A 15,931-nucleotide genomic window follows, 5' to 3' on the forward strand; every position below is an offset into this window, starting at 1 on the left:
CCGGTGGTGTGATGCGCCTCACTGACGTGGTCCTATACTGAGGATCCCGGGGGCAGGGGCGCTGAGACCCGGCGCTGCCCGGGACGCGAGACCGAGGTGCGTTCCCGCGACGGACGCATCTCCTCATATCAGCCTGCGGGTGGCTCACCATAGCCGGTCGCAGGGGTCGGCGAGCATGCGAAGGAGCTGGTGACGGTGGCCGCTGCAGCCCAGTACCCGGACGGGGACCTCCTGGAGGTCCGACGCCGTCTGCCCGCAGAGGAGGAGGAGCGGCTCCAGGAGATCGAGGCCTACGCGCAGGCGAACCTCCGCGCACCCTCCATCGACGCATGGAACGAGGAGCGCTTCCTCACCCAGGCTCTGCCTGCCATGGCGGATCTGGGGCTCGCCGGGCTGGAGATCGATGGCAGCTCGCGGCTGTTCAAGGGACTCGCGCATGCCGCCGTCGCTCAGGCGGACGTGTCCATGTCCGCTGTGATGGGGATCCACAACGAGCTGATCGTGGGCCTGATCCACGCCTTCGGCTCCGCGGCGCAGCGGGACACGTGGCTGGCTCGGCTCACCCGGTTCGAGACTCTTGGGGCGTTCTGCCTCACCGAGCCCGACCACGGCTCGGACATCGCCGGCGGTCTGGCCACCACGGCCAGACGTGACGGGGACTCCTGGGTCCTGAACGGCACCAAACGCTGGATCGGGATGGCCACCATCGCCGACGTCGCTCTCGTGTGGGCTCGGGACGTCGACGACGATGCCATCAAGTGCTTCCTCGTGGAGACCAACACCCCGGGGTATCACGCCGAGATCATCCGTCACAAGATGGGGCTGCGGGGCATCCCCAACGCCGACGTCGTCCTCGAGGACCTCCGGGTCCCTGCCGAGGCTCTGCTGCCCGGTGCGCGCAGCTTCGCCGACACCAACGTCCTGCTGCGTAGCTCCCGCGCCTGGGTGGGGTGGCAGGCTGTGGGGCTGCAGCATGCGGTGCTCGACGTCGTGCGTGATTATGTCGCCGGGCGCGACCAGTTCGGTCGGCCGCTGGCTTCCTTCCAGCTCATCCAGCAGGCCATCGCGGAGATCACTGGGAACCTGACGTCGTCCACCGCGCTCATGGTGCAGGTGACCGAGCTGCAGCAGGCCGGCCGGCTGGAGATGGTGCACGCCGCGACGGTGAAGTCGACCACCACACGGCTGGCCAGGGCCTCGGCGGCGATCGGCCGGGAGGCTCTCGGCGGGAACGGACTGACCTCCGAGTATGAGGCGTCGAAGCTCATGGGCGATGCCGAGGCGATCTACACGTACGAGGGCTCCTACGGCATCAATTCGCTGATCGTCGGCCGGGCGATGACCGGAGTCTCAGCCTTCGTCTGAGCGGCGCCTATCGACGAGCGTGCAGGCGGAGGTCAGTCGGCCAGGGCCGCCTCCAGCGGCATCGCCTCCTCGCCGAGGGCCTCGGCGACCGGGGCGTGGGTGAGCCGACCGGCATGCACGTTCAGACCCGCGGCCAAATGCGGATCCGCGGCGAGTGCGGCCTTCCAGCCCTTGTCCGCGAGCTTGAAGATGTAGGGAAGGGTGGCGTTCGTCAGCGCGGCCGTGGCGGTGTGCGGTACAGCTCCGGGCATGTTGGCCACGCAGTAGTAGATCTGATCCCCGATGGTGAACGTGGGCTCCGCGTGGGTGGTCGGCTTCGAGCCCTCGAAGCATCCGCCCTGGTCGATCGCGATGTCGACCAGGACCGAGCCCGGCCGCATCGCGGCGGCCATCTCTCGGGTGACCAGCTTCGGCGCCGAGGCTCCGGGGATCAGCACGGAGCCGATCACCATGTCCGCCGCGGCGACCTCCTGGGCGATGGTCAGCGTGTTCGACGCCAGCGTCGTCAGCCCGCGGGCGGACATTGCCGAGAGCTCGCGCAGCCGCTCCAGGTTCAGATCGATGACGGTCACGTCGGCGCCCATGCCCATCGCGATGATGGCTGCCTGCTCGCCGGCCGTGCCCCCGCCGACGACGACGACCTTCGCCGCGCGGGCCCCCGGCACTCCGCCGATCAGCATCCCTGATCCGCCCTGGGAGTGCATCAGGTGGTAGGCGCCCACCTGTGGGGCCAGGCGCCCAGCGACCTCGCTCATCGGGGCCAGCAGCGGCAGCCCCTTCGGGCCGGTGACGGTCTCGTAGGCGATCGCGGTGACCCCGCGCTCCTTCAGCGCCGCCGCGCACTCGGGTTCGGCCGCCAGGTGCAGGTAGGTGAACAGGACCTGTCCCTCATGCATGCGGGGGAACTCCTCGGCCTGCGGCTCCTTGACCTTGAGCACCAGCTCGGCGCGGCTCCAGACATCTGCGACCTCGGGGACCAGCTCGGCACCGGCGGTGCGGTAGTCCTCGTCCGAGAAGCCGGAGCCCTCGCCGGCGCCGGACTGGATGAGCACGGTGTGGCCGCGCTGGGTGAGATCCACGGCGCCTGCGGGGGTCAGGGCCACACGGAACTCGTTGTTCTTGACTTCGGTCGGGACTCCGATGATCATCTGGTCTCCTTGCTCCGCGCGCCTTGTGGGCCCGCGGTCGCTGATGTGCTGGACGGCGGATCCTTCGGTGTGCCTCAGTCTGGCATGGCCGTATGACGCCGTCGTCACCGGCCCTGCACAGGTGCTCAGATCACCGCACGCCGGCCTGGACGTGGTGATCCAGGCCTCACAAGGTTATGGCCCCGCGTGAGCTCCTGCCAAGTGCGCGCCGCGGGGCTCGGCGCCGTCGAGGGATCCCTGCCATGGCGCGGGTCCCGGCGCCTGTGCGTGCGGCGCGCGCCGGCTCGGGGGTGTGGCAGGCTGGGCCCATGCTCGAAGGACTTCTCTCCGAAGGCGTGGCCACCGGTGCGGCCCTCATCCTGCTGCTGGTCGGCATGGCCGGTGTCGTGCTCCCGGTGCTGCCCGGCAGTCTGCTGATCATCCTGACCCTGCTGACCTGGGCCGTGCTGCTCGGCGGGACCGCGGTGTGGACCGCAGCAGTCGTCGGGATGATGCTGGCAACCTCCGGCTGGGTCGCTTCCACGGTGCTCACCGGACGGGTGCTGCACCGGGAAGAGATCCCACGGGGTCCGGTCCTCGTGGCGATCCTCGCCGCACTGGTCGGCATGGTGCTGCTCCCACCGCTGGGGCTGTTCATCGGCTTCGGAGCCGGACTGTTCGGCGCAGAGTTCATCCGGCGCGAGCGGGACTGGCAGGCGGCCGGACAGGCGAGCCTGAAGGCCCTGCGAGCGATGGGGCTGGGCATCCTTCTTGAATTCGGGCTTGCCGGACTCGCCGTCTCCAGCTTCCTGATCGGCACGCTGGTCCACCTGCTGGCCTGAGCTTCTGGCGTCCCATCCCCGGGCGACGTCTTATCCGGTGATCACCGGCTCTCAGGGCGCTCACCAGGGATGATGGCAGTGCAGGGATCCCGCTGGGCCGGCGTCCGTGGGGTGTCGGACGGCACAGAAGTGGGCTATCTTGGCACTCTGTACGGAAGCTGAGAGTCGCCTGCGCCCGGGGCCGCCCACTAGGGGCGCGTCGGGTGATCATGCTGAGAAATGCCGGACGGAGGGTGCTGTGGAGGCAGAGCGCGGGGGAGTCGGGCACTTCGACGACGCCGGCGAACCGGAGCTGCACATCTCCTCGCCCGTGCTGATCCTCGCGGGTCCCTCGCCTGCGGTCTCCGAGCTCACCCAGCGGCTGCGGTCCCTGGACGTGAAGGTCCTCCACGCGCCGAACGGTGATACGGCGCGGCTGCTCATCACGGAGGACAAGCCGCAGCTGGTGGTGGTCGATGCGCGCGCCAGTCGCCGCGTTCCCGACCTGGAGAGCGTCGTGCGTGAGATGCGCCGCCACTTGGAGGACGCCGCGGCACTGGTCTGGTTCGACACCGACGTGGACTTCCCCACGGTGGCCGCGCTCTGTGAGCCCGTGGACGACCACATGGCCGCCCGCATCGATGTCGAGGAGTCGCTGCGGCGGCTGCACTTTCTCGCCGGGCGCCTTCCGGAGCGCCGGGAGGGTGAACGCCTGGTGGTGGGCGATCTGCTGATGGACACCGCCGCGCGCACTGTGCAGCGCGGAGAGAAGGACATCGATCTCTCGGACACCGAGTTCCGGCTGCTGCGCCTGCTCATGCGCCATGCGCGCACCGTCCTGCCCAAGACCGAGATCCTGCAGCAGGTCTGGGAGTATGAGTTCGCGGGCCAGGCGAACATCGTCGAACTCTACATCTCCTATGTGCGCAAGAAGATCGAGGCGGACATGCCACGGATGATCCACACGGTGCGGGGCGCGGGCTACGTGCTGCGCCCGGCCGAGACGCTCGCCGAGGACGAGACGCAGGAGCAGGGGAGAGCCGATGGCGGCTCCGCCGGCTCGACTCTCGATGGGGCGCCCGAGTCGGCACCCCAGGTGCCGGGGGACGCGTCGAGAGAGTGATTACCGAGCGGTAGCTTCTGTGGCAGACTGGTCTCCATGCATGTGATCTTCCGCACCCTGATGACCTTATTGCGCGCCCGACGACGCTCGCCGCTGACCCCCTGGGAGACCTCCACGATCACCCTGCGGGCGCTGCCCACCGACGTCGATATCGCGATGCATGTCAACAACGGGCAGTACCTCTCGCTGTTCGACCTCGGCCGGTTCGACCTCATGGCCCGCGCCGGGATCTGGAAGCAGATGCGGGGCCGCGGATGGTCCCCTGTGGTCCAGTCCGAGCAGATCACCTTCCGGAGGTCTGTCACCTTCATGACCCGTTTCGAGATCCACACTCGGATTCTGGGGCTGGACGAGAAGAGCATCTACTTCGAGCAGCGTGCCGTCGTCGACGGAGAGATCTATGTGCGCGCACAGATCGCCACACGTCTGGTCTCGGCTCAGGGGCCGGTGAGCAATGAACAGATCCTGGAGATGATCCGGGAGCTGGGGCATGTGGTGCCCGAGGACCTCTCCGTCGATGAGGGGCTGCGCCGCTGGAGAGAGTCTGCCGCGCTCCCCTCGAGCAGGAAGCCTGCGCCCAACGTGTGGTGAAGCACGCATCAGTCCTGGCCAGGTGTCAGAGTGGTGTCATGCGGAATGTCTTCAGCGTCGATCTCGGTCTTCTCCTGCTCCGCCTCGCAGCGGGCATCCTTCTGCTCGTCTCCGGCCTGCGCAAGTCGTCCTGGCTGGGCCTGGACGGTGCGAGCGACTACGTGGCCGGCCTCGCCGTGCCCTTCGCCGAGCACATCGGCACCGCGCTGCCGTTCGTCGAGATCATCGGCGGTGCCCTGCTGGTCCTGGGCCTGCTGACCCGCCTGGCCGCTGCGGTGATGATGCTGCTGGCCGGGGCCGGAGCATACCTGCTCCTCGACGCCGGCCCCGTCTTCGTCAACGTGCATGGGTGGAATGAGCCGTTCCTGCTGCTGCTGGGGAACCCGCTGGAGTTCATGATCCTCTATGCGGTGCTCAGCCTCGCCCTGGTCTTCACCGGGCCGGGCGCCTTCAGCGTCGACGCCCCGGCCTGGCGGTCGATCCGGCGGCGCTGATCTGGGCAGGGCGCTCAGCTGCGGGCGCGGCCACGCCGGTGGGCACCCCATACGGCGAGCGAGCCGATGGCGACCGCGACGGAGCCGATCAGGCCGGCGGCCATCGTGTGCGGCTCCGCCCCGGTGGCGGCCAGGCCAGCGTCGTGCTCGTCGTCCGAGTCGCTCTCTGCGGAGCTTTCGGCCGACTGTGAGCCGTCAATCTGTTCCTCCGGAGACCCCGGGACGTGCGGGACCAGCGGCCGAGGGCTCACGGTGCTGTGCAGGTCCTCATCCTCGTCCTCATCGTCATCCGAGGCCTCCGGCTCCGGGAGCCCGTCCTCCGGCTCCGGAGTGTCCGGGGCGCCGGGGACTGCGGGCGGGCCCGTTCGGGTGGGAGACGACGTCCGCTCGACATCCTGGGTGGACTCGTCTTCAGGCGGTGAGGCAGGGTTCTCGTCCTGTGCAGGGTCATCCTCCTGGGAGGAAGGGCTGCTGGAGACGTTCGGGTACACGGTCAGCGTCCCGGAGCAGTTGGCGGTCTGACCGTCCTCGGACTCCACGGTGACGGTCACGGTGTCCTGCATGATCTCAGTGATCTCCCGATCCAGTACGTACTGGACGGTCAGGCCGTCATAGGAGGAGCTCCCGCCGCGGATGCCGGTGCTCACCGAGACGATGCGCGCATCCGGGGTGCTCACGGTGACCTCGAAGGAGAGCGCATCGCCCGGGTAGCCCGTCGCCGAGCCGCAGACGGGCTCCAGAACCGCAGGGTCATCCGGCGAGGGGGTCGTCCCGTCGCCGTCCCCGCCGTCCGTCTCGCCCTCGTCGCCTGTCTCTTCCTCGCCCTCCGGCGGGATCGTGCCAGGGTCGGTGGGCTCGGGCTCGGGTTCTGGCTCGGGCTCCGGACTCGGGGAGGAGGTGTCCTGGCCGTCTTCGCTGCCGTCGTCGCTTCCAGCATCGTCGCCGGACTCGTCACCTTCGGTCGGCGGGTCCGTGTCGTCGTCCTCGGCGGAGGGGTCTTCGTCGGAGGGGCCCTCGTCATCGTCCTCGCCGTCCTCCTCCGGGGTCTGCTCATCGGAGGGGGTGGGAGAAGGGCTCTCGGTGCCGGACTGCTCTTCGCGCTGTCCATCCAGCCGGTCGTCGTCCTCGGAGCCCTCGTCGTCGGAGCTGGTGGAGTCGGTGCCGTCTTCAGCGTCACCCTGCTGGTCCTCAGGCTCGTCTTCCTGAGTGCTCGATCCCACGTGCGCGGACTCGGCGGTCGGCTCAGCCTCGGCGTCCTGGGTGGTCGCTGAGGCGGGCGCCGTGCCGCAGAGCAGCAGGCCGCCGGCAAGCGCGGTCCCGCAGAGTGCGGCCGTCAGGCGCGGGTGTCGCCTGACATCGGAAGCGTGGCTCACGCTTGACCACCTTTCACCCCAGTGCAGATCATTTCAGAATTCACAGTGTACGCATGATCGGCGAGGTTTCATAACGATTTGGTCACTGCGCGCGCTGCAGGTCTCTGACCTGGGGAAACCTTCAGCTGAGCCTGAATTCACTCCTCCAGGACCAGCTGAACCACGGGTGGAGAACCCGGGAACAGGGGGGGTCGAGGTGAAAGGTCACGGTGGCCGTGATCCGATGCGTGACCTTCGTGGCGGTTGCGCCTCGGACGTCGACTGACGGGTCAGGCCACCCGGGCCTCCGGCGACTTCGTCAGCGCGGGGTCGTCCTGGGCCAGGTGGCCGACGACCGAGTCGATGGCCTCCAGGGTGGCCCCGTCGAGAGTGACTCCGGCGGCCGCCACGTTGGAGGCGATCTGCTCCGGGCGAGAGGCGCCCACCAGGGCGGTCGCCACGTTCGGGTTCTGCAGCACCCAGGCGATCGAGAGCTGGGCGAGGGTCAGCTCCAGTTCCTCGGCGATGGGCTTGAGCTTCTGCACCGCCTGGAGGATCTCATCGTCGAGGTACCGCTGGATGAACTGCGCGCCGCCCTGCTCGTCGGTGGCTCGGGACCCCTCTGGCAGGGGCTGGCCCGGCACGTACTTGCCGGTGAGCACCCCCTGGGCGATCGGCGACCAGACGATCTGCGAGATGCCGAGCTCCTCGGAGGCCGGGATGACCTCCGGCTCGATCACCCGCCACAGCATGTTGTACTGCGGCTGGTTCGAGATCAGCTGGAACCCGAGCTCCTTGGCCAGGGCGTGGCCTGCACGCAGCTGCTCGGCGTTCCACTCGCTGACGCCGATGTAGAGCGCCTTGCCCTGGCGGACGATGTCGGCGAAAGCCTGCATCGTCTCCTCCAGCGGAGTCTCGACGTCGAAGCGGTGCGCCTGGTACAGGTCCACGTAGTCCGTGCCGAGGCGGCGCAGCGAGCCGTCGATGGACTCCATGATGTGCTTGCGGGAGAGGCCGGTGTCGTTATGCCCCTTCGGCCCGGTGGGGAAGTACACCTTGGTGAAGATCTCCAGCGATTCCCGACGCTGACCGGCCACGGCGTCGCCCAGCACCTGCTCGGCCACCGTGTTCGCGTAGACGTCAGCAGTGTCGAAGGTGGTGATGCCGGCGTCGAGCGCGGCGTGCACGCACCGGGTGGCAGTGTCGTTCTCCACCTGCGACCCGTGCGTGATCCAGTTGCCGTAGGTGATCTCCGAGATCTTGAGGCCGCTGTGGCCGAGGTACCTGAACTCCATGCTGCTCACACTATCGATACGGTGCGCCGCTGAACAGGGAATCGCAGGTCTCAGGACGAGTCGCCTCGAGCATCGTGCGATGCGTGCTGAGGGTATCGGCACTGGTGAGGCCTGCCTTTCCTGCGTGGTCACGGGAGGTGGCGCTGGCTAGAGTGGCGCGCAGGGGCGCCGTCGTCCGACCGTGCCCGCCCTGGACAAGAGGCAAGGAGAGTGTTCTCGCAATGGCAAAGCTCACCGGCACGCTGGAAGAGGCCTTCAACGAGCAGGTCACCCTCGAGCTGGAGGCCTCGTTGGTCTACCGGCAGCTCGGGATCGAGATGGACATGCTCGACCTGCCCGGATTGGCCTCCTGGTTCCGCGCGCAGGCCGACGAGGAGGTCGTGCACGCGAACAAGTTCATCGACCACATGACCGACCGCGGCGCCCATCCCCGCATCCGGGCGGTGCCCGCCGTCGCGGCTCGGGCCGAGACTGTGCTGGAGGCCTTCGAGGCGTCCCTCGCCCACGAGGAGAAGGTCTCGGAGTCGATCCGCAACCTGTATCGGCTGGCGCAGCAGGAGGGGGACATCGACGCTCTGCCCCTGCTCAGCTGGTTCATCGATGAGCAGCTGGAGGAGGAAGCGACGGTCTCCGAGCTCATCGGCAAGATCCGGCTCATCGGCGACGACGGGCCGGGCCTGCTGAAGTTGGACGATCGGCTGGGGGTCCGGCAGTCCAACGGCACTGAGGCCGCCGCCCAGTAGGGCTGAGCCGGTCCGTTGAGGGGGATCTGCTGCTGTCGGCTCGCGTGGCCACGAGACAGGAAGCAGGTCCCCCTCGTCATGCGCGGGGCGGGCGGCGGGCTCCTGATCGGCCGCCCGATCAGCCCGCCTCTGAGGCTCGCCGGTTGAGCTTCTGTTCGAGTCCGTCGAGGAGGAGATTGAGGCCGAACGCGAAGCTGTCCTCCCAGCTGCCGCTGAAGGTGTCCTCGGAGAGTGCGGCCATAGAGGGGAAGCGGCCGGAGGCCATGACCTCCTCCAGGATCGGAAGCTGGTGGTTCCAGAACTCCTCGTCGGTCATGCCGGTCTCCGCGGGGGCGTTCTGCCACAGGATCTCCTGGCGGACGGTCCCCACGGCATAGGAATCCAGCGCCGTGATGATGCTCATCTTCTCCTGATCGGTCATCGGGAGGTCTTTCAGCCCTGTCATCAGCAGCTCCATGTCGGCCAGGCTGTTCGGGCCCAGCACGGGGCGGGTCCAGTTCACCTGCAGCAGCCAGGGATGGTCCAGGTAGAGTCGGCGTCCTCCCCAGCCTGCAGCCTCCAGACATGCGCGCCACCCGGCCTCCAGGGAAACCTTCCGGGCATCGTTCGGCCCGCTGACGGCGTCGAGCATCAGGTTCAGGAGCTCGGTCTTGGACGGCACGTAGCGGTAGAGGGACATCGCCCCCACGTCGAGCCTGTCGGCGAGCTTGCGCATGGACAGGGAGTCGAGCCCCTCGGCGTCGGCCAGCTCGACCCCGGCGGCCACGATCCTCTCCAGGGTGAGTTTGGGCTTCGGCCCCTTCTTCGCCGGGGGGAGGCCGTCCCACAGCAGCTGCAGGGACTTTGCCAACGGGTTCGGATCGTTCATCGTGCCTTCCGGGACGCCATGCTTGCTTATTGCGTTCACTGTACGCTACCTTAGCTGCGTTCGAAGTACTCAGAACACTGTACGCAGATCATGGCATGGAAGAAGGAGGTGGTGTTCCATGGTTTCACCAGACCTCGCGGTGGAGGCCCTCGGCCTCACCAAGAGATACAAGGGGAAGGCGGCGCTCGAGGGTGTCGACCTGGCCGTGCCGCGAGGCACGGTGCACGGACTGCTCGGACCCAACGGGGCGGGCAAGACGACGGCGGTCCGCATCCTCGCCACGCTGACGGACCCTGATGCTGGCCAGGCCCGCGTGGCCGGCTACGACGTCGCCGCCCAGCCGCGCGAGGTGCGTCGCAGCATCGGACTGACGGGTCAGCAGACCGCGGTCGACGACCTGATGACCGCGCGGCAGAACCTGACGATGTTCGGCAGGCTCTTCCGACTCAGAAAGGCGGACGCCCAGCGGCGTGCCGACGAGCTCCTGGAGGTCTTCGGGCTGACCGGTTCGGCCGATTGCTCCCCGAAGAAGTTCTCGGGCGGCATGCGCCGTCGACTGGACCTTGCCGCGTCGATGATCCTGGCTCCGCAGGTGATGTTCCTGGATGAGCCGACCACCGGTCTGGACCCGGCGGGGCGTCGGGAGGTGTGGGAGTCCGTGCGGAACCTCACCATCCAGGGGACGACGGTGTTGCTGACCACCCACTACCTTGACGAGGCGGACAAGCTCTGTGACCGGATCAGCCTGATCGATCAGGGGCGCAACTTCATCGAGGACACTCCGTCCGGGCTCAAGCGGCGGATCGGCGACGAGCGGCTGGAGGTCGTCGCGGCCGAGCCGGGCGACCTGGTCCGTCTCCAGGAGTTGATCACCCGTGTGGTCGACGTCGAGCCTTCTGTTGACGAGGCCGAAGGCAGTCTCAGCGTGTCCGTGCCGGACGGCGTCGCCGCACTGACTGCGGTGGCCGCGGAGATCAGGACGCTGGGCATCGACGTCGCCGACATCGGCCTGCGTCGTCCGACCCTCGACGAAGCCTTCCTGCACCTGACCTCCGATGCAGGCCCGACACGCCAGGAGGCGCGATGACCACCAGGACACAGAGCACGAGCCCACAGGGGGCCAGTACACCCACCACCACGGCACAGTCCGCCGCGCCGCAGACCCTCAGTTCCGAAGGGCCTCTCTGGGCGGCTCGCGACTGCTGGACGATCGTGCTCCAGGAGTTCACCCACCTGGTGCGCCAGCCCAGCACTTTCGCCTGGCAGATCGGCTTCCCGGTGGTAATGGTGCTGATGTTCGTCTACGTCTTCGGCTCCGCCATGGATGTGACCGGTCAGGGCGCGGGGGAGGGCTATGTGGACTTCGCCATGCCGGGGATGTTCGCCATGACCATGGCCTTCGGGTTCATGGACACCGCTTATGCGGTGACCCACAACAAGGAGAAGGGATTCATGGACCGCTTCCGGTCCATGCCGATGTCCTCCTCCGCCCCGGTCACCGGCCGGGCGGTCTCCGATGTGATCCGTGCGGCCGTGGACCTGGCCGTCATCGCCGGTGTCGCCCTGCTGATCGGTTGGCGTTCGGGTGGAAGTCTGGGCGCCACCCTTGCGGCGTTCGCGCTGCTGCTCTGGCTGCGGCTGGCACTGATCTTCGTAGGCATCTTTCTGGGGCTGTGCATCAAGAACACCGAGACGGCCGGGATGCTGTTCGCCGTCGCATTCCCGCTGGGGTTCATCTCCTCGGTGTTCGCCCCGCCGGAGATGATGCCCGGCTGGCTCGGTGCGATAGCCGCGTGGAATCCCGTCTCCTCGACGGCGGCGGCGATCCGTGAGCTCTTCGAGACTCCGGGTATGGGGAATCTGGAGCCCGCCTTCTGGATCGACGGCCATGCGCTGGCCGGCGCGCTGATCTGGCCGGCAGTGATCATGCTGATCTTCCTGCCGCTGGCCGTGCGTCAGTTCAAGAACCTGAGTCGCTGAGCACGGCACCGCGCGGGCGGGCATGTGACGGAGGAGCGAGGTGGGCGGTGCCCCCTCATTCCTCCGTCACGTGCTGACCGTGGCGGATGAGCCGCTCCAGGGCCTGGTGCATATGGTCATCGATCTCGCTGAGCACGGTGGCCTCATCGCCGGCGGCCACGGCGTCGGCGATCCGCCGGTGCTCCTCCGCCTGATCGTCAGGATCGAAGTAGGTCCCCTGCAGGGCCGTCAGGCACATCCGGGTCTCCACCATGAGAGTCTCGTGCATGCGTCGAAGCCGAGGGCTGCCGGAGGCCGTGACCAGCGCCTCGTGGAAGTCGAAGTCCGCGTCCGAGAGCGCGGAGAGATCCTCGGCGGCGGCCGCGCGCCGCATCGCCTCGCAGGCGCTGCGCAGCTGCTCCACCGCTCCGGGGGTCCGTTCTCTGATGATCATCAGCGCCGCCGCCGACTCCACGGCGCTGCGTGCCACGTAGAGGTCCCGGATCTCCTCGGCGTCGAGCTCCTTGACGAAGAGTCCGCGGTTCGGCTCGCTGCGCACCAGCCCTTCCTGCACCAAGCGCTGCATGGCCTCACGAAGCGGTCCTCGGCTGACGCCGAACTCGGCGGACAACCTGGCTTCGGAGAGCTGGGTGCCCGCTGGCAGGCTGCCGTACATGATCCCCTCACGCAGCTGCCGAGTGATCAGAGACGCCGTCGACTCGCGGTTCACCCGGGTGAAGCTGCGGGGGGAGCGGGCGGCGGTCGTCGGCATCGGGGGCTCCAGCGGGTCGAGGTGGGATCTGGCGGCCGGGCAAGGGGGCAGTGGTGCGGCGGACACGGACGGAGGGGAGACCGACATCACGTGATACATGGATTGTTGACAATAATCATACAACGGCTGGGACGCCCGTGTTCACCGGTGCCTGTTCACCGGTTCGTGCGGGGGAGTCCAGCACGGTGGGCGATGATCGCCAGCTCCGTCCGGTCTCGAGCCTGCAGCTTGGCGAGGATGCGGCTCACATACGTCCGTGCCGTGGCGGGGCTGAGGAACAGAGCGGCTCCGATCTCCGCGTTCGTGTCTCCATGGCCCACCCGGGTGAGGACCTCGATCTCCCGGTCGGTGAGCTCGGAGAGGTCCACCGAGGGCTCGTCCTGCGGTGACGGCGCGGAGGCCATATGTTCCATGACCTTGCGCGCGATCGTGGGGGAGAGGAGGTTCCCGCCGGCGGCGGCCGTGCGGACCGCCGTCCGGAGCTCCTCGGAGGCGATGTCCTTGAGCAGGTACCCGGCGGCGCCGGCACGGACGGCATCGATGATGTCCTGATCCTCGTCGAAGGTGGTCAGGATCAGAATGCGGCTGCCATCGAGCTCGGGGTCCGCGCAGATTCTCCGAGTGGCCTCGATGCCGTCCATGACGGGCATGCGGATGTCCATGAGTACGACGTCGGGACGGTGGGCCTGCACGGCCCGGACCGCATCCTGGCCGGTCCGAGACTCTGCGACGACCGTGATCTCTGGATCGTGGGTGAGCAGCGCGCGCAGACCAGTGCGCACCAGGACCTGGTCGTCGGCGATCAGCACGCTGATCATCGGCCCTCCTCAGCGGCAGGCCGGGTGGCCGGGGTCTGGCTGAGGGAGATGACGCCGGGCAGCGTCGCATGGACCGCGAAACCGTCCCCCTCGGGCCCGGCGGTCAGACTGCCGCCCAGCGCCTCGGCCCGTTCGCGCATCCCGTGGAGCCCCAGGCCCGCCGCCTGCTGCGCGGAGCGCTCGCGGGGCGGTCTCGCCGGCCCGGGATCCCGGACCGTCACCTGCAGCCGACCGTCGGTGAGCGTCACGGCCACCTCAGCGTAGTCGGCCGCGGAGTGTCGGACCACATTGGTCAGCGCCTCCTGGACGATCCGGTACGCGGCCGCCTGCACATGGTCGGGCGCGAGGCGCTCGTCGTCATGGGTCTGGATCCGCGCGTGGACCTCCAGCGGCAGGAGGTCGAAGACCTGGCCCTGCAGGGCGTCGAGGGAGAGTGGGCTCCGGGGGTCCTTCTGGCGTCGCAGCATCTGTACGGTCCGGCGCATCTCGTCCATCATCTCGCCGCTGGTGCTCTTGACCACGTCGAGGGCGTCCTCCGCCGCACGGCGGTCGCGGTCGAGGGCCTCGCGGGCGACATCGGCGTGCAGCGAGATGACCGTGGTCCGATGCCCCAGGGAGTCGTGCAGCTCCCGTGCGATGTCTGCCCGTTCGGTGGCGATCGCCGCGGCGGCCTGGCTGCGTTCATGGGCCTCGGCCGCCTCCAACAGTCTCCGGGTGTTCTCCCTGAGCTCCCGGCGCAGACGCATGCTCACTCCCAGGGCTATCGCCGCGGTCATCAGCGCCACGTGCCCGGAGAGCTCATAGCCGACCACACGGGTGGGGTCCTGCCCGGCGATCACCAGGCGGTAGAAGTAGCTGCCGCCCAGCAGCAGCACCGCGGCCGAGACGGCCCAGACCGCGCGGCGGAACTCCGCGGCGGAGTAGAGCGCGGCGGCGGTCGGCACACTGAGCCCGATCGTCGGGTAGCCGACCATGTAGTAGGCCCAGAACGCCACGAACGTCAGCCCCAGGACACCCAGGGGGAAGCGACGGCGGACCAGCATGAGCGCTCCCAGCCCGAACGCCCACAGATAGGCCAGCGGCTCAGCGTCGCGGTCGCCGGCGACGTCGGCGGAGATCGTCCCGGCCACCGCGCCGAAGACGGCCACTCCGAGCACGGCGTCCACGAGCCACCGCTGGACGCGGGCAGACGGATCCGGCTCAGCGCCGACAGGGGCAGGCATGACACCAGTCTAGGAGCGTCCTGGGCCTCCGGCAGTCGCCTGCAGGCGACTGCCGGAGACGCCGCGCGACGACACCTGAGCAGGACGCCGCGCGGATGTGGGGCGCATCGCCGGTCCGTAGCGTCGAGGTCATGAACCCAGCTGATGGATCGCACTTCCGCCCCTCCTCCGACGAGGCCCCGCGAGGGAGGCTCCCCTGGCGGCTCATCCTCCTGCTCGGTGCTGTCGCGCTGCTCCGGCCGCTGATGCACATCACCGGTGTCTCCGGCGGCGGCGACGTCCTGCCCAAGGGCCTCTTCGCGGTGGGCGCCACCGTGGTGATCTCGGCCGTCTGGATCGGCGTCGTCCTGCTGGCTCGGGTCTCCAGGCCCTTCCTCACGCTGGTGCTCGCCGGGCTCGTCTATGCCGTGCTGAGCATGGTCCTCTCGGCGGTCCTCTCTCCGGTGCTCGGCGGCGAGCTGCAGGGCCCCTTCGCGCAGCCGATCGCGATCCCCATGGTCCTGATCGTCAATGCGATCTGGGGTGCCGTCGTCGGCGGCATCGCCGCGGGCCTCCGGGCGGCGCTGGTCTCCCGGCATCGTTGACCCGCCGATCTCCGCAGCTGCTCGCCCAGGGGCGGGTCACGCCGTCCGGGCCGGAACAGAGTCCAGGCGTCCCAGCATGGGCAGCGCGGGTGCCGGCCGGCCGGTCAGCCGCAGACCCTCCCAGATGGTCACCTGGTTCGCGGTGAGCACCGGTTTGCCCAGCGCCTCCTCCAGCTCTGGGATCCAGCCGAGTGAGTGCATCGCCGTATCCGGGACGAGCATGGCCTCCGCCTGGGGCACATCCACGGCGCGGATCATCGCGATGACGTCATCGCGTCCCATCAGGCCGACCTCCGCGGCCGTGAAGATCCCGTGCGCGGCGAAGGTCACGACGTCGACCCCGGCTTGCGCCAGCAGTGCGCGGAAGTGCTCGGCCAGGTCCGCCGGGTAGGAGGCCGCCACCGCGACGTGCCGCACGTCGAGCGCCTCCAGCGCGTGCAGATACGCCAGTGACGTCGAGGATGCCGGAACGCCGGCTACCTCCTGAACGGCCCGGGCCTGCTCGGCGGCACCGTCATGGCCGTAGACGAAGCTGCCCGATGTGCAGGCCCACATCACCGCGTCCACCCTGTGATCGGCGAGCAGGCGCGCCGTGCCCTCGGCCAGGCGTGCGGCGGAGCCGGTCTCCAGCAGGGCCTCCGGGGTGTGTTCGTCCACTCCGATGGTGGTGTGCACCAGGGGAAGCCGGACGGCGCCCCCGGCGGCCTCCTCGAAGGCGGGGAAGTCGTCCTCCGCGGCATGGCCGGGGTAGAGGATGCCGATGGTGGGGGCGTGCTGAGAGTCGGTCAAGGGTCCT

17 protein-coding genes are annotated in these 15,931 nt (G+C 68.7%); 9 read left to right on the forward strand and 8 right to left on the reverse strand.

The window, feature by feature from the left end; genetic code table 11:
* Positions 1 to 195 precede the first annotated feature (195 nt).
* A complete protein-coding gene (locus ODE13_RS08625; RefSeq protein WP_322478906.1) occupies positions 196 to 1,365 on the forward strand; it encodes an acyl-CoA dehydrogenase family protein in 1,170 nt (389 codons plus the stop codon).
* A 32-nt stretch (positions 1,366 to 1,397) separates the two neighbouring features.
* On the opposite strand, the gene ald is transcribed toward ODE13_RS08625, so the two are convergent.
* The gene (gene ald / locus ODE13_RS08630; protein ID WP_322478907.1) at positions 1,398 to 2,513 is read right to left on the reverse strand and encodes an alanine dehydrogenase; all 1,116 of its coding nucleotides are present in this window, start codon (positions 2,511 to 2,513) and stop codon (positions 1,398 to 1,400) included.
* A gap of 308 nt (positions 2,514 to 2,821) precedes the next feature.
* On the opposite strand from ald, the gene ODE13_RS08635 reads away from it, so the two are divergent.
* The 4 genes from ODE13_RS08635 to ODE13_RS08650 all read left to right on the forward strand — a co-directional run bounded on the left by ODE13_RS08635 (position 2,822) and on the right by ODE13_RS08650 (position 5,521).
* Positions 2,822 to 3,334, forward strand: coding sequence for a DUF456 domain-containing protein (locus ODE13_RS08635; protein ID WP_322478908.1), 513 nt, complete (start codon positions 2,822 to 2,824; stop codon positions 3,332 to 3,334).
* A gap of 238 nt (positions 3,335 to 3,572) precedes the next feature.
* Positions 3,573 to 4,436, forward strand: coding sequence for a response regulator transcription factor (locus tag ODE13_RS08640; RefSeq protein WP_322478909.1), 864 nt, complete (start codon positions 3,573 to 3,575; stop codon positions 4,434 to 4,436).
* A gap of 36 nt (positions 4,437 to 4,472) precedes the next feature.
* Positions 4,473 to 5,027, forward strand: a complete 555-nt coding sequence (locus ODE13_RS08645) for an acyl-CoA thioesterase (RefSeq protein WP_322478910.1) — start codon at positions 4,473 to 4,475, stop codon at positions 5,025 to 5,027.
* Between the two features lie 38 nt (positions 5,028 to 5,065).
* On the forward strand, positions 5,066 to 5,521 hold the full coding sequence (locus ODE13_RS08650) for a DoxX family membrane protein (protein ID WP_179541908.1): 456 nt from the start codon (positions 5,066 to 5,068) through the stop codon (positions 5,519 to 5,521).
* A 14-nt stretch (positions 5,522 to 5,535) separates the two neighbouring features.
* On the opposite strand, the gene ODE13_RS08655 is transcribed toward ODE13_RS08650, so the two are convergent.
* Positions 5,536 to 6,894 (reverse strand): hypothetical protein, encoded by a 1,359-nt coding sequence (locus tag ODE13_RS08655; RefSeq protein WP_322478911.1) that lies wholly within the window; start codon positions 6,892 to 6,894, stop codon positions 5,536 to 5,538.
* Positions 6,895 to 7,163: 269 nt separating this feature from the next.
* The gene (locus ODE13_RS08660) at positions 7,164 to 8,168 is read right to left on the reverse strand and encodes an aldo/keto reductase family protein (RefSeq protein ID WP_179541910.1); all 1,005 of its coding nucleotides are present in this window, start codon (positions 8,166 to 8,168) and stop codon (positions 7,164 to 7,166) included.
* 221 nt (positions 8,169 to 8,389) lie between these two features.
* On the opposite strand from ODE13_RS08660, the gene ODE13_RS08665 reads away from it, so the two are divergent.
* A complete protein-coding gene (locus tag ODE13_RS08665) occupies positions 8,390 to 8,911 on the forward strand; it encodes a ferritin (protein WP_322478912.1) in 522 nt (173 codons plus the stop codon).
* Positions 8,912 to 9,029: 118 nt separating this feature from the next.
* Here the strand turns inward: ODE13_RS08665 and ODE13_RS08670 are convergent, their stop codons facing one another.
* A complete protein-coding gene (locus tag ODE13_RS08670) occupies positions 9,030 to 9,779 on the reverse strand; it encodes a TetR/AcrR family transcriptional regulator (RefSeq protein ID WP_322478913.1) in 750 nt (249 codons plus the stop codon).
* A gap of 118 nt (positions 9,780 to 9,897) precedes the next feature.
* Here ODE13_RS08670 and ODE13_RS08675 point away from each other — a divergent pair, with 118 nt between their 5' ends.
* Both ODE13_RS08675 and ODE13_RS08680 read left to right on the forward strand, forming a co-directional pair.
* Positions 9,898 to 10,866 (forward strand): ATP-binding cassette domain-containing protein, encoded by a 969-nt coding sequence (locus ODE13_RS08675; protein ID WP_322478914.1) that lies wholly within the window; start codon positions 9,898 to 9,900, stop codon positions 10,864 to 10,866.
* On the forward strand, positions 10,863 to 11,759 hold the full coding sequence (locus tag ODE13_RS08680) for an ABC transporter permease (RefSeq protein WP_322478915.1): 897 nt from the start codon (positions 10,863 to 10,865) through the stop codon (positions 11,757 to 11,759). The genes ODE13_RS08675 and ODE13_RS08680 overlap by 4 nt, the downstream gene beginning before the upstream one ends.
* 55 nt (positions 11,760 to 11,814) lie before the next feature.
* On the opposite strand, the gene ODE13_RS08685 is transcribed toward ODE13_RS08680, so the two are convergent.
* The 3 genes from ODE13_RS08685 to ODE13_RS08695 form a co-directional block, all read right to left on the reverse strand.
* Positions 11,815 to 12,510 (reverse strand): GntR family transcriptional regulator, encoded by a 696-nt coding sequence (locus ODE13_RS08685; protein ID WP_322478916.1) that lies wholly within the window; start codon positions 12,508 to 12,510, stop codon positions 11,815 to 11,817.
* 155 nt (positions 12,511 to 12,665) lie between these two features.
* A complete protein-coding gene (locus ODE13_RS08690; protein WP_322478917.1) occupies positions 12,666 to 13,328 on the reverse strand; it encodes a response regulator transcription factor in 663 nt (220 codons plus the stop codon).
* A complete protein-coding gene (locus ODE13_RS08695; protein ID WP_322478918.1) occupies positions 13,325 to 14,551 on the reverse strand; it encodes a sensor histidine kinase in 1,227 nt (408 codons plus the stop codon). Before ODE13_RS08695 ends, ODE13_RS08690 begins: the two co-directional genes overlap by 4 nt.
* Before the next feature lie 131 nt (positions 14,552 to 14,682).
* On the opposite strand from ODE13_RS08695, the gene ODE13_RS08700 reads away from it, so the two are divergent.
* Complete coding sequence (locus ODE13_RS08700) at positions 14,683 to 15,135, forward strand: hypothetical protein (protein WP_322478919.1); 453 nt, start codon at positions 14,683 to 14,685, stop codon at positions 15,133 to 15,135.
* A gap of 36 nt (positions 15,136 to 15,171) precedes the next feature.
* Here ODE13_RS08700 and ODE13_RS08705 read toward each other — a convergent pair whose 3' ends face one another.
* Positions 15,172 to 15,924: a maleate cis-trans isomerase gene (locus tag ODE13_RS08705; RefSeq protein ID WP_322478920.1), complete on the reverse strand. Its 753-nt coding sequence runs from the start codon at positions 15,922 to 15,924 to the stop codon at positions 15,172 to 15,174.
* Positions 15,925 to 15,931: the final 7 nt, after the last annotated feature.

It is taken from the genome of Nesterenkonia sp. HG001 (genome assembly GCF_034438835.1).
GTDB lineage: Bacteria > Actinomycetota > Actinomycetes > Actinomycetales > Micrococcaceae > Nesterenkonia > Nesterenkonia xinjiangensis.